A 24,441-nucleotide genomic window follows, 5' to 3' on the forward strand; every position below is an offset into this window, starting at 1 on the left:
CACTCCCGAAAAAAGGCAATAAAAAAGCCGAGATCGCTTTGGGCGATACTCGGCATCATTAGAAGGATGATACGGCGATTTATTTGTTCAGTCTACCAGTTCATCAAAGAGTGCCATCTCGCTGGCATCATCCATCAGACCATCTACGTCCAGATACTTCGCATAGCCACGGTGTTTTACAGCGGCGGTATTGCGCTCCTGAAACGCGTTTGTCGGGGCCAAAGATCGGGATCCGCGAATCCGTTTCGTTTCTGGCTGATCTGCGCAATTATCGTCGTTGTCGTGGTGAGATGTTTTTTGCTGGGAGTCCTCGCCATTACTGGCTTCTGGCTTCTTTTTCTGCGCACTTTTGCGCACTTTTTTTTGCGTACCCTGCGCATTATCTTGTGCGCTTTTGCGCGTTTTAATATACCTGCGCGCACTGGCATAGCTTATTCCTCGCTGCTCGCACCAGTCCTGCAATTTGATGCCAGTTTTGGCGTGCGCGCGCTGGAATTCCTGCTCCAGCTTTTTCCAGTCCGTTTTCGCCATAACATCACCAAATAATCATTGCTCAACGCCTACGCAGGGCAATAACCACTGTATTCCATGCCGCATTCTATTTTTTGACTACCTATATATTCATAATAAAAATATTAAATATGCTGGTAATGAGTTAATTTCATGTTAAATTTTCTGTGTAGTCACATCTATCAGTCCACTCTCTAATCGGGAGAAAACAACAACAGCTTGCCAACAAGTTACCGGGGATGATGATGTCCATCCCCTGGCCTTTTTATCATTTCGCAGGCTACTGCGCGGTCGTTACTCCCTGCTGTTCACACGTGACGCCAGCAGAATTAATACACCCGCCGGAGTTGGTGGTAACGCTGGTACCGGGGGCAATGTGTTTAACGGTGGTGCCGTTGGCGGTGGTTGCCTCGGTGTAATGAGAGCAGGCAGACAGCGCACACAGCGCCACGCCCGCGCTAATTACGAGTAGAGCTTTTTTCATAGTGATTACCTCAGTCAGAATTTTATACTACGTAGAAAAATATTTACCCCGAAAAACGGCCCATTGCTCAGCTGCTAAATCAGCATAATTCACTGGTTTTGCGTGCTGACCAACGCCATTTTGCAGAATTTTATAAACTGCGATCCTTTTGAATATCTCTCAAATCGAGGCCAAATTTACCCGCAACTGCCACCACAATGGATTTAATTCCGTGAGTACCCAGCAGAGAGATGATCAGAACAACGAGATCGGGCGATACCTTGAATCCGTAGACTGACGGCATGAGGCTGATATACGGGCGAATGGCGCAGTAGATGAGCAGGCAGGCAATAAAATCACCCAGGACATAGCGGAAATGCGTTCTGTCACCAAGCAGCCAGCGCGCAGCTTCTCCCCCCACCAATGCCAGACACACTTTGACAGCCTCGTTCGGGGCCGACAGCACCAGAACCAGCCACTGCCAGAGCGTTATGTTTTTGTGAGGCATGATTTATGTCCTGAGAAGGCCTCAAGAAAAGGCTATTTCTATTTTGCTACGCTTATTTAAAAGTAGAATTATAGATAGTTCTAATATCTGTTCCATTTTGGTCTTTAATAATATTAAGTTGCATACCATCACTCTTTCTGGTTGCTAATACATTAATATCTTTTTCATCATTGCAATCAAAATTTCCTTGTACTGAAAGAGCGACAGGGATTATAGAATCATCCGTTGTGAATGGTACATACTTTTCAGTGTTGTCCTTATTAATAATATTAACCCCAACTGCACCGCTTCCTTTGCTCAATTCAAGGTTAAATACCTGACCATTTCGTGAATCAGTATCAACTATTAACCCTCCACCTATGAACTGGCCGTTTGTAATTACAACTGAATCAATATCAGCCCCACTTGAACCAGGAGGATTACTTTTTTGTGTTCCTAAATCGACAACTTTAACAAACGGATAGAGATCAACCGAACCACCTGTAGTATCAACGTCATACCCAACCCACGAACCCCGACCATCCTGATGTGGTGAATTTTTACCATCAGAAACTTCAGTTAATTTTATCCAGTTGGTTTCATCTTTTGAAATGTAAACTTCAAAATTATCAAACCAACCCCATTCATACACATATAATTCTGCTGCATTAGTTCCATCACCTTTTAAAACATACGGTTTAAAAGATCCGATTAGGCTTCCTGACAGCCCCAGCGATGTTACACCTGAAGTATCCGAACCATCAGGATAGCCTAGTGAATTTTCAGGTATCGAATTTTCTCCTGAAGTATCGTCACCAGGCAAAAACTGAATAATAGAATTCATTCCTGTTTTTACGGTACCGGGAATATCCTGGTAATTTGGATAACTCTGTGCAAAACTCTGAAAGGATACGACTGAAATAACTACAACAATAATTTTTTTTAGCAAATTCATTTTATACCTCACGATTATAGTGGATTGATTACCTTATTTTTCCGCAAATCCCACTGCTTGATTTAACTACCAAGTAAGAAAGTTGATAGTTAACGATGGGATTTGCGCAAATAAAAAGCCCCGACATGTGTCGAGGCTCGTAGGGATAACCCTGCTTATTTGTCTTCTAACTTCTTACTGGAGATTAAACCACTGGTCATAATGTAACCATTAATGGTTCCGCAATAAGGGCAAATGATCGGCTCTTTATCTTTCCCGCCTGGATAGCCGCCGCTATGCTCCCAATAGATAAACTCTTTCCAGCATTCCTCGTTTTCGCAAATTGTGTTTTCCATGCCCCATTTCTATGTTGTGGATACTTAAAGTTTAATACCATATATCAAAGACGGCTGAAATGAAAAGCCTGACTAATTACAGTTTTTTGAACAGTCATCGTGGTTGCTGTAGCGGCCCTTCAAGGATAACAGCTTCACCGTTATGGCAAATATCATCACCCCTTGTCAGATGCCAGACCCCTATAATTGTCTTTTCGGACTCGATATCATCCACTGTGTCGTTAGTGTAGTAAGCCACCTGAACGATACCAACATGACGAATCCAGTAATAACCTTCTTTCATATCAGCCTATGTGCGACAGTAATAGTTGGAAAAAGGATGCGTAGGAAACTTTCAATATGAATGTAAAAGCCCCGGCAGGGGAGTCGGGGCTAATGGAGTATGGTGCCGGGTGCCTCCCGGTGAGTCTTTGGACAGCCTCCGTGACTCGTACCTTTTTTGGACCATGTAAAACGCTGTTTATACCCTTCCGCTTAGGAGGATTCACCACGAGCAAATTCTACTAATTTGTATTATGAATGCGTTTAGCTATGAGTGCTGAAAAATTTCATGCGGCGATGAGACAGGAAAACTGATGCAATGTACCATCGCGAATACCCCCACCTTATCACCAAAAAGCAATACCCCCTGCAAATGCCAGGGTCGTTCCGCTGTCGGTCGCAGAGTACCATCTTTTACTGATTGATACGCTAACCGAAGGCCACCATGAATTCAGTGATGCCTTACACCGCCTTTCCATCACTCAGTCACCGTGGGAACCCGACCGCATGAGTGCTGTCGTCGCTGAGCCACCAGATGGTTGACATAGCAACTACTTGATTTTCCCATTCTCCGAATACGAAAAAACCCGCGCGAAGCGGGCCTCAGAAAATATGGGTATTGTGGGGATTTTTATCCCGAGATCATTTTTTGTCAACTGTCGCGATTAATTTCAAATAGCTCGTACAGCCTTGTTGTCGCAGCCGTGGCGCATGCTGACAACCACCAGCGGCAGTCATCCATTACGAACCAGTACTCTTCTACCCGACTGGTATTGCTGCTGATATGACGGCACATTTCCCTGTGTGTTGGTGCAATTTGTCGATTGCCACTGCAAACAGGGCAGACTCCATGCTGAGGCTGCGTGATTACACCCGTTCCCCGGCAGCGGGGGCAACTATTGGACGCCCGGGCATGGGCCACTACCCAGTTATTAATATGCTGACGGACTGCGGAGATCTGTTCTGCGAGATAGTCGATTCGGTCCGTACGCTGTCTGGACTCAGGTTTTAACTGCTCTTTCTTGAGCAGTTTTTTCAGCTTCTTCATGCGCGTGGTCTCGCGCTGAGCATACGGGCCATAAAGTCGGTGTAGATGCTGAAGGGATCGCTGCTGGGTACTTAATGGTCGATTGAACTGGATATCGACAACGGTCTGGCACATCCTTTCAACCAGCGGTCTGTCAGCTAACTGGCTTTTAGAGCAGAAAGCTTTCGCCCACTTTGTGACATTGTCACGCAGTGCGCGCTCCTGCTGCTTATCATCCCTGTAATTCACCATTATCATCTGATAACCCACTGGATATTCACGCTCCAGTGTTGCCAGCATTGCCGCAATATCATCCCAGTGGATGGACAACTTACCGCCGCGTGGTTCCAGCTTAGCTGTCCGGGGATCGAAGATTTTGATAGCCGCTTCAGTGCTCATTTTGATGTCTCGCTAACCTGCTTTGGTCGCGGACATTATCTCATAAAAAGGATTAGTTGCCTGAAGTGTTGCAAAAATTGAAATGTAGTAAAGACTGTCAATTCATACTCAACCAGAATAACTCCTGACAAACATTATAAAAATTCTTCTTCACTGGCCAGATTTCCTGCCCTGCCGCATCTATCACTTCCCAACAAATCCAACATTCAGGGCAAACATTATTGGGATGTTGTGTAGCTTCAAGTTCATTAGTACAGCGGATTACCACACCACTATCATGTCTCCATTCCATGGTTATAGTCTCAACCTCAGCCAAATCATCGCATTCACAAGATTCTTGAATACAAATTACTTCCTTTCCGTTTTTAATAGCATTCACATAATACGCCAGATCAATCATATCTTTTCGTCGTATAAATAATTCTTGGCAAAGAATATACCTCTATACAACTCCGTAAGCAGCACCACATCCGTAACAAAATCTTCTCCAAGATACACTAGGTAAATATCACTGTAAGCAAGCCTCCACCAAGATTGTTTCCCTTCTCATAAATTGTTAAAAATTGATTTCTCAGGTTTATGGGACACATGCCGATAATTAAGTTTTCTCGAGTGAATCGCAAACTTTTCAGCATGTTCTGGTTCGAGAAGAACCAGATGAAAAAATGGAGAAGTAAACGTGGGATTTTGGAACGTTACAGGAAAAATCATAAAAGGCGTAGCTAGCGCACTAGAAACTCAAGTAAATGAGTTGCAGGCTATTAAAATGCGTCTTGAAGGTAAAAACAGTGCAGAATTGAAACAGCTGATCAAGTCAGAGGGATTCTTCAGTTCAGCCAGCGATCGTGAAAAAAGTGTCGCAATGAAGATTCTCAAAGAACGCGGTGAAATCTAAAGGAGCTCAAAATGGTAGGAACAGTAAATCTTCCACATACATGTCCAAATTGCAAACGGACTACAGCACACACGGCTAGTGAGTTACAGGCTCTCTTCGGCTTCAGAACAATACCATCTGGTGCGACAAATCAAAGCTGGTGCAGAGAGTGCCGTTCGAGCAAGAAATAGTTATCATTTCTAAAATGAGTCAGCCTATATCAAGGCTGACTCTTTAGTCAGTTTGAAGACAGATTACTTCAATGTCAGCCTAGCCTCCGAAGCAGAAGTTTTTTTGTATTGTGCGATGTAGTTCTCAAGAAAACAGAACATACACTTATTCAAGCGAGGTACACAGTGAGAAACTAACAGCCCTAGAGTGCAGCTAATAGTGGAGATTACGAAAGATGTTGAATGAAGATCCGCACATACAAATAAATTTAATAAGAGAAAAGTATTGATGATAGTATTTTTTCAGTTTGTCAGGCGCAATAAATACGAAATAGCAGCAGTATTACTCATGATATGCGTTGGATTATTTAATTTTGGATGGTTAAGCTTAAAATCCATTCCTGTAACGCCACCAGGATATTATGAAAATATCGTCATTGAACATACGCAGTTGTTTGCTAATTTACGTAATGAGTATCAAAAACAACGGAGTGAGATGAGGAAAGAATTGACATCCCATGAGCATACATTCTCTGAAACTGCACAAATCGCACTAAAGGTAAGCATTTCAGAATCGCGTTATTTGGATTTTTGGTTGGCCGAAAAACCAATTATCATCGGTATGCTAAAACCCTTTGAAGAGTTAAAATATGTTAACTGGTATACGAGTCTTCCTCCGGAAGTTCGCAAGTCAGTTAAAATGACGGCTGACGACTTGCATAATATTTTCCCTCAGCTGGCGGAGTGTAATAAAAATGCAACTAAAGATTACTTGGCATTGGTTTCAGTACTTTCCGCTCCATCTGAGGATAAACTATCTGATGCTTTGGTTGCTCAAACTCAGGTGATAATACGCAATATTTCTCAATCTAAAAATTCTCAATCTGAGATATGTGATAATATAATGGTGTCATATTTTACATCCGTACAGCGTCTTTCCAGAACATATAGTGCACTTGCTGATGCTTATGAGAGCTATTCAGAAAAAAATGAAATATATCGTAAAATAGCCAGCTCAATCTTGTCATTTGTGTTGTTACTAGTCAGTTATCGGTGCCGTAAAAACTTGCTTAAACAAGCAGCACAATCAATGGGTGGTTAATACCTTCGGTTTAAATCATAAGAATCATATTAATAGGTACAGATAATTAAGATCTGTACCTTAACGGAATTGTGACCAAAAGTTATGGTAATCTACTCAGTATCAGGAAAAGACTTTGAGCATAAGAAATATCTAATTAAATGTAATTCCCATATGTAACAGCGTCTAAATCTGAATGGCCATACTCATCGGTACATCTTCAACTAAATCATTTTTTCAATGAACCTTTCCCATCTTTCCACAAGTGCTCCACGATTAATTTTATACGTTACTTGTAATTTTTTCCCATTATACCGCGTATATTCTTTATCTTGGATCTGTGGAGCAAAGTAAATAGCGAATGAATCCGGATCGATAGCAAATAGTTCCAGATCGTAAAGCGTATGTATGTCACATCGCAGTAATAGCCCATTGCTTACATGATTGTGTGTATCATTTTTGTATGCAGTGATATGTGCAGCTTCGAGAATATCAACAATTTCGCAGCCACTTACAGCACATTTAGAGGTTTGAGCTATCAAACTGTCACGAAATGCTTTTTGACCGCGCCGTTGCTTAATATGTCGCAAAACAGCCTTTCGCTGATCATCAGCATCGAGAAGAATATCATCACAGTCCGCTTCAGTAGGATTCAACTGAACGATGCCACCAAACAGACTTTTTGCCCATTCAAAGTCGATTTCCTGAATTGAACTCTGAACATTATAGCGAGGTGTGTGAGATATTAAATCTGTTATAGAGACAGAACTAATTGGTTTGTAATGTTTTTTATAGTCAGCTTTGAATTCAAGCGCAGAGACTTCTTCTACTTTAGGATGATTAAATTCATGACCGTTGCTGCAGCGCCACTCTGGTTTTTTAGATTTACGATGGATTAACTTTGCTGGTGCGCAGTTTTCATGTGGGCACCGGTTACGAATTTTAATGTATGGAGCCGATATTAGATTATCTATAACTGATATACCCAGGACATTTTTTCTGTCAGTTACTATGACAATATCTCCCTTTTTGACTTGCTTATGGTTTGGAACAAAATTGTCATATCTGTAAAAACTAGTCGAGTCATCGTGATAACCATTATTACCAAAGTACCGAAGATCATCCTGACCAACTGCTTTAAAAGACCATGCTTTCTGGTTCATCCGTTTGATTCCATGAGATAAGTAGCAGATGAATCATAAAACAATAATACAGCCATGAGAACAAGTAATGCATCACTTTGGTTTTAGGAACCCGGCCCCAGAGCACGATGTTGTATCCGCAGTACGTGATCAAGCCGACTACTGTGTTTCTGCTCCCCAAAAGCGGCATTGTTGTGCAGTTCATTATGGTAAACACGACACAGAAGCATTACGTAGAAGTGCCCTGCTTCTGTTCGTATACCCCCAACCCCATGGCCAACAATGTGGTACGGGTCATCGCCTGGAACACCGCTACTGCGGCACACCTGAGTTTTTACTCAGTCATTATAGCGAGGCCTCTTAAACGGTCGCGTTGACCGTCTGGCAAAGGCGAAAATCGGGTATAAGTTAAATGAATTTGTGGACAGCATCTTTAATCGAAGAAACCACCTAAGCGCGCCAGATATCCGACTCTCTTTCAAGAAAATTAATGTGGAGAGGATTTTGAAAAAATATTTATAACAAGAACCCCCAGCGCAGATAAGGATCATGCCTGCGATGGCCGGGAAATCAAGCTTTTGCCCACTTACCAACCAGCCCAAAGGGCTGATTATTAGGTTTTTATAGACGGAGGGGTGAGTGCGCCGGCTCTACAACACACTTATCTCATTAATCTTTATGAAATAAGTTCAGTTTAATGCAGTAACTAGTTATTTGTTTTATAACTTAATTTAAAGTTAAATCCTTGTGGAGATACGATCATCCCACTATCTTCACTCTCATAGGCGCTCCATGAATGACCATCATGCCGTCGGTTAAAATTTTCCTCTGTGACACTGAACTGATTAATTAACACAGATACATCAGTGTAACTTGAGGTTACTTTTTGCACGACATCAAAAATATTTTTTTCTATTTTAGCACTAAATTTTATATGTGAGATCCCACCTTCAGCTGGATGTTTTAATCTGTGACTGAATACCACGCTTCCCCGTTCAAAGGACTCTAATTCCTTAATAGATCGAAGGGAAAATTCAAAATTGCTTCCTTTAACATAATTTGACAACTCATTAGCTGAATTGTTTGCACCAGCGAGATATAATTGTTTAATCACTGCCCCTCTAATGATTGCTTTAGTAAGATCCTGAGGATTGATTTCTGAAATAATTTTGTTAAATTCATTCCAGTCAGGGTCTCGGAAGTGTATTAGTGCACTTTCAGGATTGTCAAACTGTGGAATAAAAACCCCACCAACCAGACCTATTTTAATTTGACCCGCCGGATTTTTTGTCAAGTTCTCCTTTTGATCCACCCCCTTTGTTATAGCTTTGTGTAAATCTTTTATTTTATTCTGCGTACCTTTACATTCAAGAGCGACAACTCTTCCAAAATTATCCAAGCCAATATAGTCAGGGGTTTTACCTTTACCATTTTTAGATTTCTTTAAAAGAAGATGAGTAAGATTCAATGTCTCTAATACATAAATTGCATCTATAAACCCTTGAAAACCTAGAGTATCAATTAATGTAAACGTGGTTGAGCCAACACCTATTTCATCACTTAAGATGGTTTTTTGGTGGGGATCTATGTCTTTCCATTCTTTACGAAGTCGCAAGTCACTTGAAGTTTTCGAAAAGGCAGGGAAATATCTTAGCCAAGCCCAGAAGTCAGACAAATGAAAACCAGTAAGCTTGGGGGGACGAGTCCACAAAGCGGTATGAATTAGCATGCAATTCACATCGATTTTGTTAACTTTGAGAAGCGGATTATAGTACTGAACTTGACCGCTGGGAAACGAGCTTGAATCAATAGTTACTGTAATATTTTTTTTCACAAAACATCCATTTATAAAATAGTGATTAGTAGCTAAGCTAAATAACCATATGTCAATTTTTATCTATATTCCAGTTAATATCGCTAAAAACCAGAAAAAATGGGATCAAAAGGTGAGGAATTCTGGCTCTTTTCACCTCATTCAAAGAACATAACTGAGGTCACTAAAAAGAGGTGGTCAAGCCGGAAGTCTACGGCCGCATTGATTCCTCCTTCAACGACTAAAAGGTTATTAGGTTATCGTTGCTCCCATTTGACACAAACCTTACTTGAGCAACTTACCTACCATTTCGCTGCCTGCCACAATCACGCCCAGCCCCATAGCGCGGTGCTGTAACCTAAAAATATGCTCCAGTTGGCTACCGTGTTGACTCTCCCATATGGCTACGTTGTCGTGCAGTTCCCGGTGGCAAATACGGCACATGGACATAACGTGGAAATCCCCTGCTTTCATGCCGGTACCGCCGAACCCGTGACCAACAAGATGGTGTGGATCGTCTCCAGCTGCACCGCAACCGCAGCACGTCTGCATTTTAACCCAGTCAGTGTACGCCTGACATTCCCAACGAGGAATTTTCGGACGGCGCATGTACTGCGCTGGCGCGTCAGCATCGATCGCGACAACCAGAACCGGCATATCCTCGACAGCAGTTGTAATTATTGCTAGTGGATCTGGCGGGTTTATTACTAGTTCGCTCTCGCGGTAGACAGGTTTAATTGGCTCATCTGATGGCATGCACAGCAACTTACGAATAACTGTGTCAGGGAGGATACCAGCAACTCGTTTAACCAATGCCCAGCAACCCATGTCACTGATAGTAACGATGTGATGATCGGGGTACCCAAAATGCGAGCGAACTGATTCAAGAATGTATTGCGCCGCATTTTGACGGGCAATATCAGCAACCAGCGCTGGAGGCTGGTCCACCAGCACGCGGTCATGATGCCAGCACAGGCAAAGTCCTGAATGCTCGTACTTGGCCGTAGTAAGTTCTTGGTGATGATATTCATCTGCGCCATGGTTCCACTGGCAGACGTTAAACTTTCTGACCCAACTCTGGACTGAGCCACCTGCGGCGCGCAGCACTTCAGGCTCCATCCAGAATGATGAAAATGCAGGATCCAACAGTAAGGGCTGTTCTTGTGGCAGTAAACCGGGCTTACGCCCGGCTTCCATCTCACCAGCCGGAGCAATAATCACAGGCCCGTAAAACAAGCTCATTAGCGAACGACCCGGTCGCAGAATCACCTGATCCAGTTCACGAATGATAATGGGGTTAAGCAGTGCGCGCATCGGCTTTCCACCCGCCACGTATCAACCGGACACTACTGTCACATTCATTTCCCCAACAATCCCAACCAGGTATGTCGCCGCGCGCGAATAATTCAATCCGGGGAATATCGCCAACCAGACGCTGTAACATTTCCCGAAATACCACAGGTTTGGCACTATGTTCTCCGCGCGGAGCGGTAATGTGCTGGCAGATCGAAGCATCCAGTCGAACAGGCAGGCGCCCATGCACGGCAAACAAGCAATCTTCAGAGTTAGCACGAGTAAGATGCCCCATTCCGATAGCGCTGTTACCCTTAATCCGGTTAGTTTTGTGCCATGTGAAACCTTTCATCGTGACCAGACGAAAACCCCAAGCTTTCATGACAGCCAGCGCCTCTTCGGGCTGAGTCGGTACCCACCACATAGCGAGCAGACAAGATTCAGGGTTAGCCAGATCCCAGACAGGTAAACGGCAAATGTCATCAAACCGCATTACCGGATATTTGAATCCAACACCGCGCTTACCATCTGCAGCACAGTCACGATATGACCAGGGCGGATCAGCATAAATAATCTGATACATCAGCAGATTCCCCCTGCACCACCAGGTGTGAATGGCATAGCACTTATCTTTTCCTGCTGTGAGTCAGTATCAAATTTAACGTCACGGCTTAAGCGGTATAACCGCAGGTTCTTCAGATTAAACATTGCTAACCTCATGTTTTGTTGCTTTAAGTGCGCTGGTCAGGCGCGATTTCTCGTGTTACTTCATTCGTCTGGTCAGGCCGAACTTATTGCGAATCTCTGTGATGCGTTTTAAACCCTCTTCACGCGACAATGCCGGGCGCGGTTTTTCAGTGAGTACCAGAATCGGCTCGGGGATCGGTTCTCCACAGCGCATTTTCTCGGCCATGGCGGTCAGTTCCCGGCGCGCACCTTCCAGCAATTCTTTTTCCGTCCAGTTGCTGGCACGCATACCGGCATGCAGCGCAGTAACCATCCAGTAATGCGCCGGGTGCTTCCAGTCATACGCCTCCGGAGAAGACAAATACCCACGCTGGCGACAGTAGTCCCGGACAATCTCAACCAGTTCTTCGTCAGAAGGCAGACCGGCAACCCGCAGGCTCCCTTCCCTGCACCAGGCAACGAACTGACCCGGCGACGGGATCCACGGAGTTTCCTGCTGGCGGGCAATCTGCATTCCGGCGTTCACCTGTGCCATGGTAGTGATCCCGTTCTCGGCAAATGCCAGCATCCAGGTTCGGCGAAATTCGTCGAGGTCATCCTGGGTTTTGATGTGCGTGCTGAGTGCCGGAAAAGTGGCGCGTAACTGGCGAAAAAGGTCGTTGAATACCTGAGCGGCCTGCTCTTCACGCTGGGTGTGCTGAGGCGCGTCACCGGCCAGTCGGCTGATTGTCCTGCCGTCACAGTTCTGTATTGCCTGCATCAGGTGTTTCATCCCAGCACCCCCTCAGCCCAGTCAGTATTATCCCAGTCGAGTCCACCAGAACCGCTGCCAGCTGATCGGCATCCCATCTGAGCGACAAGATTGTCCCATTTGCGGCGAAGCCCGGACGGACTGAGGATGTTGGTGCTCCAGAAATGATGTTTGTTGGCCCAGCGGAATACCTCGCAGACCTGTTTGTGGGTGACGTTTCTGGCATTGCGCAGCAGGCGTATGTCGTTTGCCCACTCAATCCAGTTTGGTTCACCAAGGGAGCCGTTGATATTGAGCGCACGTTTAAACATATACGCAGCGGCTACAACATCATCCTGGTTGCCCCATGAGCGGCCACCTGCGGTATAAACCCCGTCTACAGCATCGGGATGGCGTTCAAGAAAACGCTTCGTCTGCTCAGAAATTGTGCGCGGACGATAATTTAAGATCTGTATGTTTAGATCTGTGTATTGATCTGTATAGAGAATAGGAACGGCGACTTCGCCAGACCCAGGGAGCGGCACTTCCGCCGTTCCGGACTGACGGTTATGCGGTTCCGGTTTGGCAACTTCGCCATTCCCGTCTGGCGAATCAGGCTCTTTTTTCTCCTCCGGACACGGCGTGGCCGGGAACAGTTTTTCGATAAGAGCGTCACCATCAAGGTGGTAATGTTTGACCTTATCGCCCTTCGCCGTGCGCTTGTTCGCCGTACTGAGAATACCGGCCAGATAGGCCTTTGATAATTTATCGACGACACGACGAACCTGATCAGAGCTGAGTTCGACCTCCTCTCCCAGTTCTTCATGAGTTTTATAAAACCAGCCATCTTCACGCGTTGAATACCCAGACCAGAAGATGATCTGGTTCAGAATTGCCGCAAGCTGATATGCCTGCTGGTCTCCGGCAAAGAAACGCAGAAACTGCCTGGGGACAACCAGATTGTTTTTCTGTCCAGTCAGTGACTGAACAATATCAAATATTCGGCTCATAGTTCGCCCTACTGTCCCTTCTCACAGACAGGGACAGAGTTACCATTCAATTGCTAACCGAGTGCTGTTGGTCGCAGCACGGTGCCGGTGGAAGCCCGGCACGCTTAATGTTTTTTGTCGCTGCCGTTGTTCTGGATCAGCGAGTAATTTGCGGTCAGGCGATCAAGCATCGCCTGGACAGCTGGCTCTCCACCAGCAGCGCGGGCGCGCCGGATAAGAACCTGACGGGCAATTTCGAGAGAACGAGCATTGTTATTCATTTTCTCCACCAGCAAGCCATGAGTGATCGGTTGGAAGTGCCTCGGCTTTAAGCGCGCGGCGGATTTCTTCAGCAAGTTCAGGATCGCAACTGGTCAACTGATAAACCAGATTCTCCAGCGCCAAGTTCATTACATCGGACTTATGAGAAACGCCGTGATCCCGGCATTTACGGGCCACAGCATCAACAGCAACCCGACGAGCCGGAGTAACGCGACAGCGCATGTCTTCGGTGCGCATGTCATCCGGGGTTACACCGCGATTACGACGTTGCGGCAGACGTTCAAGGATAGATTTGGTCATGGTTATCTCGTGTTTTGGTTTCGTGGGTAAAACCCGTGGTCAGCGGGCATGTTTTGGTGCGGGGAACGGGCGTTCTTCACGCCCAACCATTTTCCCGTTCTTGTACTCGATAATGGTGATATCTCTGCCAGAGTTAACGGCTTTCTGCACAGCAGATGGCTGAATGTTTAAACCTCGAGCAACACGGCTAAGCTCACCATGTTTGCTCACTAGATCTTTAAGCGATGATTTTTTCATAGCACCTCCTATGAAGAGACTACATTTTTAGTGCAATCATGACAACACCTAAGATGCATTAAACAAGTGCACCAATGGTATAAAATGATTTTATGCAGAAGAAAAAATTAACATCTGAACAAATTGCTGATGCCGAAAGACTGAAAGGCATCTACGAAGCAAAGAAAAAGAGTCTGGACCTCACAATGCAGAAAATTGCTGATGAAATGGATATCAGTCTTTCTGCCTTGGGGCACTACTTCTATGGCCGTAACTCTTTGAATACAAAAGCGGTATCCGCACTAGCCAAGCTTCTTCAGGTTGATGTTTCTGACATAAGTCCGTCGCTTGATAAAGAGCTGAGACAGCAATCTCAATCGTTGCAATTGTCGCTATCAGGAAGCCAGCTACAGGAACGAGTACCAGTACGATTAAAAGTAATCACTGATGACGGCAAGGTTAGCACTGAACCTTTAGGGGGTTACTTACGTCTGGACAACACTCATCTTTCCGCTTTTGGTGTACAAATTATTGGTACCAAGCTTTGGCCACGTGTTAAATCGGGTGAGTTTCTAGTTGTAGAACCAGGGAGAGCCTGCCAACCTGGTGATGATGTATACGTGTTACTCAAGGAAGAGAGCCAGCCCCTCATTACCATGCTGATGCTGGATTCAGGATCAGGTTATACCGTTAGTGACTACACATCGAACCGTCCATCAATGCTTTACAAGGATAATATTCGGGCAATTTACCCAATTTCAGCAATTGTGAGCCCGGAAAGATTCATACCTGGCACCTCTGACTAATTACTGTTTTTTTATACAGTTAAACATTTACCATCAAGATGCTCACATTTCTTCCCCGCTAAAACTCTGTAATTGCTTGTTTTACATAAAAAATACGAACACATTCTCCACCATTTTGGTCAAAAAAATTCCTGAAATCACCTTAGAATAGGACTTATCTTATACGGAGGTGTAACATGTTGATATTGAAAGATTTAAACGAGCGCTATCTTATTCGTACAGCCCTTTACGATTCCACAAGAGGTAGCTGTATCGAAATAACCTGCCGCTCATCCGACCCTGAAAAGTTGGCTGCATTGCTTTCCGATGGACTTAGCAAAGCCCTGAAAGGAATGTTATTCACCAGTAAATCACTATCCATACACCCCATCCTTTAACTATTTTCAATTATTTTTCAAGATGATATCTTCATTCAAAATCACATTTGCACTTTTGGTGTTGTTTTTGATGCGCCTAAGGTGCAATATTTATCACAAGGCGCAAGCCCTTGCTCTTTAACAACGTGGACAGGTCGATAGAACTAACAGCCCGAATGGACTGCTGGTCTGGCACATGCCAGGGTGTCGACGGTACGAGAATCCCGAAGGCGGTCCTCCGGGATGTGTCGGCTTAATGTGCAAGTAAGGGGATTCGGCCTTCCCACGTTAACGGAGAAACCGCGCCGGATTACGAAATGCGGTTATTTTAATATAAGTTATTATTTTTATATGCTTCTTTTATCAATGCTGCATTACCTGAAATCAAAGATGCCCATACTTCAAAATCTGGAGAACAAATTCTTTCTAGAGCTAGGTTATCATTTTGGTTTCTCATCTGATTCGGAAGAATAATGTCATCCGAGTTCAAAGGTAATGCAATATTTATTGATATGTTGATATTATCAAGAAAATCACTCATATCAATTAGTACGTCATCGATAGATTTAATCATTGCTTCAGTTACTTTCATGCCCTCCTGGTAATATGGCTGTACATCTACTGGAGTAAAATCATAAATCAAATTATTTTGCTTATCATATTTCAACCTTTTAAATATTTCATTACGAATCTCATTTCTCTTAGAAATCAGCGAGACCACTTTCTTATAGCCCCATACCATGCGATTTATTTTCGACATATCAGACCATCCGGAGTTTTGACATGAAACCCCTAAAAAAACCATATTTTCAATACGTTCCACGTCTGGAAAAACAGTATTAATCTCCCTAATCTGAACTAGCCTATTCTGAGGTTGAGGGTCATTAGAAATCAGAAATTGATATTTTTTCTTTTCTTCAATCAATGATATGAAAGCGCTTTGAACTTCGATAAGGAATTTATTTACATCTTTCACTTTATTGTCATTTGATGTTTTATTTTGCTGCCTGTTAAAATTAAATAATGCAATAAAATAACCAGCAAGGGTACTTATAATTGCGGGAAGAAGTGGATATATATATGACTTCAAAAATGAATCAGTATGTTTCAAACTATCAATTGCATCAACTAACGCTTTTGTATCAGGTGACATAACCCCTCCTTAAGAAAGGCGAAACTTATACCACGTCAAATCAGACTTTTTTTGTGTCATTGAGGCATGCATACCCGTATCCGACGAACCAGGGGTGGTTTGTTGGGTGTGCATGCCTGAATTTCACGAGGTTAGCGTATGAAGGTGTATATAGCGGGGCCAATGACCAACCGGCCCCACTTCAATCGTCCGGCATTCTTTGCCGCGGCTGACAGGCTGAAAGAAGCTGGTGATATCTCTCTCAATCCTGCCGTTCTCCCTAATGGCCTATCTCAGGCCGACTACATGTCGATTTGTATGTCCATGCTTCAGCGTGCTGATGCCATCTACATGCTCAATGGCTGGAAGGGCAGCGACGGTGCGGTTGCGGAATATCACCTTGCTTTCAAATTAGGCCTGAAAATCATGACGCAACACAGCGTCACCACCAGCAATAAAGAGGTTAGCAAATAATGAACGGAATTAGCGGGACACTTATGACTGGAAATGCCGCCTGCCACACAGTGGCAGAAGAGAGTCCAACTCAGAACGCATTAAACACCGCGTGGGATAATATCGCGCAATTGAACTCTGCTATCGACCAACTGAGTAAGCGTCTGGAACCTGTTATCAGCCCGGCGCCTACTGCTGAAGATAGATGTCAGGAGGAAACCAAGACACTCATCGTGTCGCCTCTGACAGTGAACATTCAGCGTCTCGGCAATTCAGTTTCTTATGCTCGGATTCGTCTTGCTGAGATTACCCGCCGCCTGGAACTGTAACCCAGTCTGTTTCACCCAAGCCCAACGTTTTACAGCGCTGGGCTTTTTTATTGAGGTTTTTATGTGGGGATTGCTTGTTACGTGCCTGGTGAGTCAGCCATGCACCGATGAAGTCATTGACACCTACCCAACCCGTAGCGCCTGCGAAATTGTGGCGCCAGCTTACGCAGACCGGAAGCCTGAATGCCTGAAGGTTGCTGGAATTATTCATAAGGATGGAAGTTCGGAATTCACAGATTGAGAAACACCCCGGCGACCAAACCGGGGCTATCCCAACCAGCGGCGACCAAACCGCTGATTACACGAGATACCAGACAAGGTTAGCAGTTTGAATGGTATTGGCCCCAAACGGAGAGTAAGGAGCAAAGGAAATATACATGAAAACTCACGCGTTAACAAAATCAATGGCGATCCGTAATACTCGCCCAGTCATCGCCATCAATGACCCATTTCGACCACGCCACCGCATTCAGGCCCGATTTAACCAGCGTTCTGGTTTACCTGACACGATGCCAGCAAGTAGCCAGTTGCGCTGGCCGGTGCTGTTCGCCGTGGTGCTCTGCGCTTTGGCGTTGGCGTTCCTCAACTTCGCAATGCAGATGTAGGCCCCAATGAAACAACAATTACAACCAGTACATATTATGCTGGACAACGAAACGCTATCTGTTCTGCCCAACGCGCATATTGTGCAAACCGCGCTGGTTCACTTCTGTCCGGAAACGTTCGAAGTGCTGGATACCAAAGTGATTTGCATGGATGCAAAGCCCCAGCCGGGTACTCATGTTGATGTTGGCACTGTCTATTTCTGGCTGAACCAATTGTGGGAAACACAGCAGGCCGTCTTTATCCAGGATCCGGATAAAACAATACCTATCCAACAGGCATGCGGTGAACTTTATCGCTTTATCATGGATGCCTGCCGACTGGTATGGGAAGAAGATCGCACGCCAACAGTAGGCGATCTGCACCAATCTGTGTACATCTGGGCAAAGCCCGCCCGCTTTGATATTCCGCAATGGGAGAACGCATTCCGCCACGCGGGTATTGAACATATGCCATGGCACCGTCGGCATGTTAACTGTGTCCAGTCCAGTATCAATACAGCGAGTTCAAAGGGTTTTGATCTTAAATCCGTCCCGCTGTTACCGGGCATCCACCAGCCATTAAATGATTGCTATCACCAGATCAGCATCCTGAAAGCAATCGCTGAGTTCGAGCGAAAATAATGCCCGAAATAGCCATCCCACGCCTGGCGATGGTTAACAGCATTACTGACATCGCCATCCGGCGTTACACCGAACAGCGCCAGTCCCTTCCCTGTTTCCTTATTGATGATCTTCTACAGGCCACTAACCAAGGCCCGGCTACGGAAGTTGGGATTGTCGCGACGACGCGGATATCGATATATCCGCACTACCGACCGGTTTTGATTCGTTATCGCATATAGCCGGGTCATGACCTGTTACTACGAGAATACGAAGGTTAACACCAGTGAAAACACTCGCCCAAAAAATGAAAGAGCAAGGGCAATTTCTTGCCAGTCGCGCCGCCAGCGAAGAGCAGCGCGGGAACTACAAAACAGCGCAGGCATTCTGGTTGAAATCGACTGAATACCCCTGCTCTGAGGCCAATATGCATTATCGGAACGTCCGCGTTGACGTCTGTCAGCGCCGAATGAAGGAGGCAGAGGTATGACCGGGAAAACACTTGCAGAGTTACTCTGTGAACGCGTGACAGAGTTCGCCAATTCTCCCAAAGCAATTGAGATGATCGACGTGGGCATTGAAAAGATGTTCAAGAGCGTTGTTGATGATTGTTTTGGTCGCTACGACGGCATGTCCAAACTGGTCAAAGAGTCTGTTAAAGCAGCGCTCCCGGGCGACATTTCTAATCTTTTCGAACTGAAACGCTACAACGCCATCATTGCTGAAAGTATGAAACATCAGTGGGAATGCGCCGGTCTGGAAGACGATATGAAAGCTCGTCTTGGCACTCTTCTGGATGATACGCTCAAAGAGCATGACTTCCCTCCAGTGATCCTCCTGTCTGACTTTATGGAAGCCTTCATGGATGCCCATCATGAAGAAGCCTTTGAAAATGGCTGGGAAGCACCGAAGGTCATCTACAAAGAAAATAACCACATTCAGGGATTTCATCATCTGTTCTTCGACAAGGCCCCTGGGGAAAGCAGCAGTTTCCACACGCGTAGCGAGTACGACCTTCAGTATCGTATTGCCATCTCGACAAGGGATGGAGAAGTATTCCAGACCAAGAATAATTGGCAAGAAGATATAAATATTCCGCTCGGACAGGTTTATTCAGCTGTGCTGGACGGAAAACCTGCCAGCAAAGAAATAGCCCCTAACCGCTTTGAACGCATGGTTCAGTCTCTTTACTACGGCATGTCCAAAATCGCCATCGACTGCGATCCCGAAGATATCAGCTACCCCTGCAACGATTAACCACCGGCGGCTTCTGCCGCCAGTCACGAGATACCTATGACCGAGAATACCGAAACCACGGTTGCCAGCGTGCTGGCCGCCTCCTTACGTCCCGTCCGGTCCCAGCTAGAGCTGGCAGTCGAGCAGACTTCCGGTACAGCCCAAGCATCTGTCCAAAGCGCCCTCGCACTAACTGATCAGTTAGAAGTGATGGTTATCGAGCAATACAACCAGCAGGTTGACGAATACAACACGCTGGTTGAGCAATGCGAGGTACTGGACGATCGCAATACCAACCTGGGATTGCGGGTAGCGGAATCCGCAGAAAAGCTTGCTAACATGGAGTTAACCACCAAAGAAGCGCGGGCCGCTGAGGAAATCGCAAAAGCACAGATCGCCGTCCTTCAGGGCGATAAGCGGCAGCTGAAGACTCAGAATGACCAGCTCAAGTCGCTGAATCCGGAACGCCAGAAAGCACAAATAGTCAGTCTCAAGGAGACCATCACCAGTAAAACGACTCTTCTCGACCAGCAAAAGCAGGAAATGCGGAAGATCCGCGGCGAACTGGCCACGACAAAAACCAACCTGGCGGTCGCCATTCAACAAAACGCAGAGCTCAGTCTGGAAAATGAAGACCTACGGGCACGACTACAGCGCATTGACGGTGATGTTGAGCCAGTCTGGTATCCGGCGGCCAACGACAGCGGTCTTCAGTTCTACTTCTATACCTTCGGCTGGCGTCTGACGCTGGGATCCTCAGATCGTGATCTCCATCTTGACCTGCTTCAGGATATTGACTGGCATATTGAGATACGAAGCAACTCTGGTGTTTCTGTTCTGGTATCGGTCACGCAATGGTGCCGCGCCCGCTATCCAATATTGAACGATTTCAAAGATGCGTGGCCCACTGCGCTGGGTGTCGCTCTTAACCGCCGGATCATCGAATTACTTGGCGACACTCACCCTCACCTGGTTAAACGTACTGAGTGGGCAATGGCAACCCCTTTGAGCAATCTTCCCCTTCAGGACAAGTGGCTTGACCTGCTTAACACCTCCGGTCTTTACAGCCTGTGGACTGTAGTCAGCCACACCCCGGAAGAACTCTCCAATCTGGTTAAAGGATTCGGTATTGCCACGGCGCGCCAGGTGCATGCCGCCTGCATAAACGTAGTTAAGGACTGGCAGGCTGAAAACTGGCCTACCTAATGCAACATAAATTTGATTGGCCTCCATTATATAACCGGCCTATTAGACTTCATGTCCGCATTAATCACAAAAAAGAGCACAGGAATTATGATTTTCTCGCAAGGTAAATAGCCGTAACAAAATTACGTGTGACAGTCCCACCAAAATCTTTAGTGACTATATTCACTATTTCATTAAGAAATGTTGCGCGTTCTATTTCGCCAAGTCGCGCAACAGGTGAGAATGTCGAAACCAGTTGCTTCGTCTGGCGAGCATTCATTTCTTTTTCCCATCTGAACTCTTCACTGATAACCTCAGTAAATCCGGCCTTTAACAGATCACTGATCCTTTCTTCTTTTTGTAATGGATAGGGAAAGTGATGACCTGCCTTATGTGAAGGACTAATACTCAGAGGAGCAAATAAATGACTGGTTTTTTGCATAAAGGCATCCATGTTATTTGGATCGCCAAAAACATTCCACCACATGGCAAACCACCCTCCGGGGCGCAAAAGCTTATGTACCTTTTCCAGCCCCTTCACGGTGTCAATCCAGTGGAAAGATGTGGCGGCAATACCAAGGTCAAAGTAGCCAGAAAGGAGCGTAGCCTCTTCAAAAGTGGAATTGATTATTGTACACGATTCCTGGGAATACCTGGCCAACCGTTCTTTTAATCTTATTGCCAAACGGTGGTCTGGTTCGATTGCGCTTACCTGATATCCCAGATCGAGCAAATGCTCAGTTGCTTGCCCCGTCCCTGGTCCAATCTCGAAAACCTGTCGATGAGTTTCTGAACCGCAATGTTCATTCAATAGGTCAAATATATGTAAAGGATAATCAGGTCTCCCCTCCTGATAAGCATTCAAGTCTCGACCAAACAACTCCTGTCCTTCATTCAGCGGGATATGGTTTTTCATTATTTTATCCTTTAAATCATTCAACCGATTAATATATCGGGTTTGCCCTCAGTAAAATAGCGATAGTTATTTCCACCATTCACATTTTATTACTCAAACAGTGATAACCCTACCCCCTATTTGAGTAAATAACTTCTACCAAAAGAAAGGAATTATGAGCTTACAACACAAGACTGACGCTGAAATCATCGAAACAGCTAAGAAACTGGCTGGATATAGTGACACCGGTGTTGTACTGAAAGAACTGGTCAAACGCTGGCAGGTTCAACGCGAACTATCAGAGCAGCAGCACCAGCAGTCACTCACGCTGGCCGCAGAATACGATCTCATCCGGCAGCATGCGAGGAAACAGTCGGATGCCGTTTCCGAAGTAATTAAGTTGCTGTCAGATAACTCCGCCCCTGTTTCCCCGGTCACGCTGGCCGACAGCGTGGAAAAGCTGGTCCCAACCCTGATACTGGACAACGCTGTTAACCAACTTAGGGCAACTGAAGTTGTCGATTTGCAGTCTGCACTCGCCAATAAACTCTCTGAATCAGGCCGCATCCAGCAACTGGATCATCTCGACCTGATGGCGCTATCCCACTGCATTGACTCTGTCATATCACAAAGGCTGGCAGAATTGCTTTATCTGCCTATTGGCCCCGCCCCGGTGGAACGCGGTGACGTCGGTTACTGGACACATCCCGCAGCGGCTCTTCAACCCGACTGGGATGAAAGCACACCATCAGCCGAGATAACCGACTGGTTTATGTCACATGCTCTGGAGCAGAAGATTGTTACTCTGGAAGATCAGAATGATGCCCTGTACGTACGCTGTCTGGAGAATTTTGAAGCCATGAATGAATGGGATCCGACGCCGCCGGACGGTGATGGCTGGTTTCTGTTCTCTATCTTTGACGGCGAAGATGGCGTCTATGCCGAATTTGTCCGCCCAATAGCATCGTGAAAGAGGAAAGCGGCCGCACCGCCGTCTGGGATCACGCAGCTGAAACCGGCATGCAGCAGACCATCCGGAAGATAGCGACCGTTTTCCCCATCGATGACATATCCATTTACTCCCCCGGAAAGCTGACCTGGTTGCGCGAACGACCACGCAAATACCACCGTATCCTCCCTTTTGTTATGACCGCGCCTCGGTATTTATTTACCGTGTAAGCGCCCAGATGACGGTGTCAACTTATTTGCCTGAATTGCCTCCGCTGGCATTGACATTAAGGGAGGCTGAGGCTCAGAATAAATTGCATTGAATATTATTAAGAAATGAATAATAAAGTTTAATTATTTTTAATATATGGATGGTTTATATGAGTGTGCAAATTTCAAGTGGATTCTCTAGTTTTGGGCCGTACACATCAGGAATTACTAATAATGTAACAGGAAAGGATTCCTTTCAGGCTGTTCAGTTAGAACAAGCAGCAAGTACGTCTGCGCCATCTAATCAGTCAGCATCCCTAAATAGTAATACCGATTGGGTTTCAACAGACCCTAATGCACCCGTTTCAGGGGATGGATGGATATGGACTGCTGTCGCTCCCGGTGTCGAAAAGGGAACTGCACCCGATGGCTCCGAGGTAGGTTATTGCAACATTGACATGGTATTGACACCTGAAGATAAGAAGCTGGTTGGCTGGCCGTGTGAAGACGGTTCTGAGATGTCAACGGTTGCGTGTATGATTGCAAATGATCGTGCGTGTGGAGATCTTACAGGTCCGGTGACTCTTGATTACATACTTGGTAATGAGGATAAACATATATCAGGAGTTTCCGTACGTTTTCTGGTTTCGGACGATACAGTTTCTGAGCTGGTTAATAACTATAACGATATTTATTACACCGATGATCAATCTTCAACTGACAATCAATATTGATAATAGAGGTCGCCCCATATGGGGCGATAACAGAATGTTTGGATGTGCGCTGGATTTTACTTTTTCGAAGATAATTTTGGCACAGCATGCAATATAAAACGTGTTTATCCATCGACAAATCTGCGGTATTCCTTGATGGAATTAGTGTGATAAAGATCTCGTTTAGGCTATGAAATTGTTAATAATCAGAGTTTACTGCCGCTTTATGTAAGTAAGTATGGTTATTAAAGTAGGGTTATCATGGTTAATTCAATAAATCGTTCTGGATTCGGTAGTTTGTACAGCACTAATGACGGAATCTATTACAGGCCACCGGCTTCATCGAGTTCCTCCGGTCAGATTTGTCCGCAGACTGGGCTATGGAAAAACGAGTCATACAAGGTTGTGACAAGTGTAGACAAAGGTGAGGTAATGCCACAGTACCAGGGGAGAGATGTCCAGTGGGAGTTAGAACGAACCAGTGCTAACGAGAGTGGAAACAAGTCAAAGGAGTAATGGTCTTAATGTAAATACATTAAGTTTATACGGTCTTTACATTGGGAGGGTGAAGGTTTCATGCCCATTAACGACATAGCCGTACTGATTTTTTCTTTTGTAGCCTTAAGCGTATTCGTTTTTTGCGCTGCTAACATAGTTGTTCAGTTAAAAATCCATGACATAAAGCGTCAGTTGCAGGATGACTACGAGAAAGTCCGCCGGAATCTTGTCAAAGAGTGGGAAGAGACTGGAGAAAAAACGGCCAATGAAATAGCCGCCCTTAAAATCGAAATGAAATCCCTAAGGAGCCAGTTGGCAAAACTAAACAGCCCCGCTGATAAAGACCTGAGTAGTGCTGCTGTGCTGGGGAAGACAAAACAGCCAGACGAAGAGCCGCAGGTCAGCTTTGTAGATTTGATCTCCAAAAATGACAGGCTGCACTGATTTATCCTATGAAGTTG

The 24,441-nt window shown here is 45.4% G+C and carries 31 protein-coding genes and 2 pseudogenes; 13 read left to right on the forward strand and 20 right to left on the reverse strand.

The genetic code is table 11. The features are described 5' to 3' along the window. Positions 1-93: 93 nt before the first annotated feature. The 8 genes and pseudogenes from M4I31_RS12310 to M4I31_RS12345 all read right to left on the reverse strand — a co-directional run. Positions 94-531, reverse strand: a pseudogene (locus tag M4I31_RS12310) (terminase); the annotation flags it as partial. 259 nt (positions 532-790) lie between these two features. Continuing rightward, positions 791-994: a hypothetical protein gene (locus M4I31_RS12315; RefSeq protein ID WP_085049361.1), complete on the reverse strand. Its 204-nt coding sequence runs from the start codon at positions 992-994 to the stop codon at positions 791-793. Positions 995-1,124: 130 nt separating this feature from the next. Next, positions 1,125-1,481, reverse strand: a complete 357-nt coding sequence (locus tag M4I31_RS12320; protein WP_085049362.1) for a hypothetical protein — start codon at positions 1,479-1,481, stop codon at positions 1,125-1,127. A 52-nt stretch (positions 1,482-1,533) separates the two neighbouring features. After that, positions 1,534-2,415, reverse strand: a complete 882-nt coding sequence (locus M4I31_RS12325; protein ID WP_085049363.1) for a hypothetical protein — start codon at positions 2,413-2,415, stop codon at positions 1,534-1,536. Positions 2,416-2,570: 155 nt separating this feature from the next. Then, entirely contained in the window at positions 2,571-2,750 is a 180-nt protein-coding gene (locus tag M4I31_RS12330; protein ID WP_085049364.1) for a hypothetical protein, read from the reverse strand. Between the two features lie 94 nt (positions 2,751-2,844). Beyond that, a complete protein-coding gene (locus M4I31_RS12335) occupies positions 2,845-3,033 on the reverse strand; it encodes a hypothetical protein (protein ID WP_085049365.1) in 189 nt (62 codons plus the stop codon). 630 nt (positions 3,034-3,663) lie between these two features. After that, positions 3,664-4,437: a hypothetical protein gene (locus tag M4I31_RS12340; protein WP_085049366.1), complete on the reverse strand. Its 774-nt coding sequence runs from the start codon at positions 4,435-4,437 to the stop codon at positions 3,664-3,666. Positions 4,438-4,534: 97 nt separating this feature from the next. Continuing rightward, positions 4,535-4,837, reverse strand: a complete 303-nt coding sequence (locus M4I31_RS12345; RefSeq protein WP_085049367.1) for a hypothetical protein — start codon at positions 4,835-4,837, stop codon at positions 4,535-4,537. 279 nt (positions 4,838-5,116) lie between these two features. Here M4I31_RS12345 and M4I31_RS12350 point away from each other — a divergent pair, with 279 nt between their 5' ends. Continuing rightward, positions 5,117-5,332, forward strand: coding sequence for a transposase (locus M4I31_RS12350; RefSeq protein ID WP_085049368.1), 216 nt, complete (start codon positions 5,117-5,119; stop codon positions 5,330-5,332). Positions 5,333-5,770: 438 nt separating this feature from the next. Then, entirely contained in the window at positions 5,771-6,583 is an 813-nt protein-coding gene (locus M4I31_RS12355; RefSeq protein WP_085049369.1) for a hypothetical protein, read from the forward strand. Between the two features lie 203 nt (positions 6,584-6,786). Here M4I31_RS12355 and M4I31_RS12360 read toward each other — a convergent pair whose 3' ends face one another. From M4I31_RS12360 to M4I31_RS12405, 10 genes and pseudogenes are all read right to left on the reverse strand, one after another. Beyond that, on the reverse strand, positions 6,787-7,725 hold the full coding sequence (locus M4I31_RS12360) for an HNH endonuclease (protein WP_085049370.1): 939 nt from the start codon (positions 7,723-7,725) through the stop codon (positions 6,787-6,789). A 466-nt stretch (positions 7,726-8,191) separates the two neighbouring features. After that, positions 8,192-8,309 (reverse strand): annotated as a pseudogene (locus tag M4I31_RS12365) (QacE family quaternary ammonium compound efflux SMR transporter); the annotation flags it as partial. A 101-nt stretch (positions 8,310-8,410) separates the two neighbouring features. Further along, a complete protein-coding gene (locus M4I31_RS12370; protein WP_085049372.1) occupies positions 8,411-9,538 on the reverse strand; it encodes a hypothetical protein in 1,128 nt (375 codons plus the stop codon). Positions 9,539-9,802: 264 nt separating this feature from the next. Next, entirely contained in the window at positions 9,803-10,831 is a 1,029-nt protein-coding gene (locus tag M4I31_RS12375; protein WP_085049373.1) for a DUF968 domain-containing protein, read from the reverse strand. Then, the gene (locus M4I31_RS12380) at positions 10,815-11,393 is read right to left on the reverse strand and encodes an MT-A70 family methyltransferase (RefSeq protein ID WP_085049374.1); all 579 of its coding nucleotides are present in this window, start codon (positions 11,391-11,393) and stop codon (positions 10,815-10,817) included. Before M4I31_RS12380 ends, M4I31_RS12375 begins: the two co-directional genes overlap by 17 nt. A 180-nt stretch (positions 11,394-11,573) precedes the next feature. Continuing rightward, on the reverse strand, positions 11,574-12,269 hold the full coding sequence (locus M4I31_RS12385) for a replication protein P (protein WP_085049375.1): 696 nt from the start codon (positions 12,267-12,269) through the stop codon (positions 11,574-11,576). Next, positions 12,266-13,237 (reverse strand): hypothetical protein, encoded by a 972-nt coding sequence (locus M4I31_RS12390; protein ID WP_085049376.1) that lies wholly within the window; start codon positions 13,235-13,237, stop codon positions 12,266-12,268. The genes M4I31_RS12385 and M4I31_RS12390 overlap by 4 nt, the downstream gene beginning before the upstream one ends. Before the next feature lie 104 nt (positions 13,238-13,341). Further along, the gene (locus M4I31_RS12395; protein WP_161668224.1) at positions 13,342-13,497 is read right to left on the reverse strand and encodes a hypothetical protein; all 156 of its coding nucleotides are present in this window, start codon (positions 13,495-13,497) and stop codon (positions 13,342-13,344) included. After that, the gene (locus tag M4I31_RS12400; protein ID WP_085049377.1) at positions 13,490-13,798 is read right to left on the reverse strand and encodes a hypothetical protein; all 309 of its coding nucleotides are present in this window, start codon (positions 13,796-13,798) and stop codon (positions 13,490-13,492) included. Before M4I31_RS12400 ends, M4I31_RS12395 begins: the two co-directional genes overlap by 8 nt. Positions 13,799-13,837: 39 nt before the next feature. After that, the gene (locus M4I31_RS12405; protein WP_085049378.1) at positions 13,838-14,035 is read right to left on the reverse strand and encodes a Cro/CI family transcriptional regulator; all 198 of its coding nucleotides are present in this window, start codon (positions 14,033-14,035) and stop codon (positions 13,838-13,840) included. A 92-nt stretch (positions 14,036-14,127) separates the two neighbouring features. On the opposite strand from M4I31_RS12405, the gene M4I31_RS12410 reads away from it, so the two are divergent. Further along, entirely contained in the window at positions 14,128-14,820 is a 693-nt protein-coding gene (locus tag M4I31_RS12410) for a helix-turn-helix transcriptional regulator (protein WP_085049379.1), read from the forward strand. Positions 14,821-15,504: 684 nt separating this feature from the next. On the opposite strand, the gene M4I31_RS12415 is transcribed toward M4I31_RS12410, so the two are convergent. Then, positions 15,505-16,329 carry a hypothetical protein gene (locus M4I31_RS12415; protein WP_085049380.1) on the reverse strand — a complete coding sequence of 275 codons (825 nt, stop codon included), beginning with the start codon at positions 16,327-16,329 and terminating at the stop codon, positions 15,505-15,507. A 138-nt stretch (positions 16,330-16,467) separates the two neighbouring features. Here M4I31_RS12415 and M4I31_RS12420 point away from each other — a divergent pair, with 138 nt between their 5' ends. From M4I31_RS12420 to M4I31_RS12450, 7 genes are all read left to right on the forward strand, one after another. Beyond that, a complete protein-coding gene (locus M4I31_RS12420) occupies positions 16,468-16,782 on the forward strand; it encodes a DUF4406 domain-containing protein (RefSeq protein ID WP_085049381.1) in 315 nt (104 codons plus the stop codon). Continuing rightward, positions 16,782-17,090 (forward strand): hypothetical protein, encoded by a 309-nt coding sequence (locus M4I31_RS12425; protein WP_085049382.1) that lies wholly within the window; start codon positions 16,782-16,784, stop codon positions 17,088-17,090. The genes M4I31_RS12420 and M4I31_RS12425 overlap by 1 nt, the downstream gene beginning before the upstream one ends. A 377-nt stretch (positions 17,091-17,467) precedes the next feature. Next, entirely contained in the window at positions 17,468-17,695 is a 228-nt protein-coding gene (locus M4I31_RS12430) for a hypothetical protein (RefSeq protein ID WP_085049383.1), read from the forward strand. Between the two features lie 6 nt (positions 17,696-17,701). Then, positions 17,702-18,316: a 3'-5' exonuclease gene (locus M4I31_RS12435; RefSeq protein WP_085049384.1), complete on the forward strand. Its 615-nt coding sequence runs from the start codon at positions 17,702-17,704 to the stop codon at positions 18,314-18,316. Positions 18,317-18,581: 265 nt separating this feature from the next. Beyond that, positions 18,582-18,785 carry an ANR family transcriptional regulator gene (locus M4I31_RS12440; protein ID WP_085049386.1) on the forward strand — a complete coding sequence of 68 codons (204 nt, stop codon included), beginning with the start codon at positions 18,582-18,584 and terminating at the stop codon, positions 18,783-18,785. Continuing rightward, on the forward strand, positions 18,782-19,552 hold the full coding sequence (locus tag M4I31_RS12445; protein WP_085049387.1) for a hypothetical protein: 771 nt from the start codon (positions 18,782-18,784) through the stop codon (positions 19,550-19,552). The genes M4I31_RS12440 and M4I31_RS12445 overlap by 4 nt, the downstream gene beginning before the upstream one ends. A gap of 36 nt (positions 19,553-19,588) precedes the next feature. After that, positions 19,589-20,737 (forward strand): hypothetical protein, encoded by a 1,149-nt coding sequence (locus tag M4I31_RS12450; RefSeq protein ID WP_085049388.1) that lies wholly within the window; start codon positions 19,589-19,591, stop codon positions 20,735-20,737. Between the two features lie 85 nt (positions 20,738-20,822). On the opposite strand, the gene M4I31_RS12455 is transcribed toward M4I31_RS12450, so the two are convergent. Then, a complete protein-coding gene (locus tag M4I31_RS12455) occupies positions 20,823-21,632 on the reverse strand; it encodes a bifunctional 2-polyprenyl-6-hydroxyphenol methylase/3-demethylubiquinol 3-O-methyltransferase UbiG (RefSeq protein ID WP_085049389.1) in 810 nt (269 codons plus the stop codon). A gap of 154 nt (positions 21,633-21,786) precedes the next feature. Between M4I31_RS12455 and M4I31_RS12460 the strand changes: the two genes are divergently transcribed. The 3 genes from M4I31_RS12460 (at position 21,787) to M4I31_RS12470 (ending at position 24,424) form a co-directional block, all read left to right on the forward strand. Continuing rightward, positions 21,787-22,581, forward strand: coding sequence for a hypothetical protein (locus tag M4I31_RS12460; RefSeq protein WP_085049390.1), 795 nt, complete (start codon positions 21,787-21,789; stop codon positions 22,579-22,581). A 358-nt stretch (positions 22,582-22,939) separates the two neighbouring features. Next, positions 22,940-23,503: a hypothetical protein gene (locus M4I31_RS12465; RefSeq protein WP_139815592.1), complete on the forward strand. Its 564-nt coding sequence runs from the start codon at positions 22,940-22,942 to the stop codon at positions 23,501-23,503. A gap of 555 nt (positions 23,504-24,058) precedes the next feature. Further along, entirely contained in the window at positions 24,059-24,424 is a 366-nt protein-coding gene (locus M4I31_RS12470; RefSeq protein WP_085049393.1) for a hypothetical protein, read from the forward strand. The last annotated feature ends 17 nt before the right edge of the window (positions 24,425-24,441 follow it).

Origin of the sequence: Citrobacter sp. XT1-2-2 (assembly GCF_023516235.1) — a bacterium.
GTDB lineage: Bacteria > Pseudomonadota > Gammaproteobacteria > Enterobacterales > Enterobacteriaceae > Citrobacter > Citrobacter werkmanii.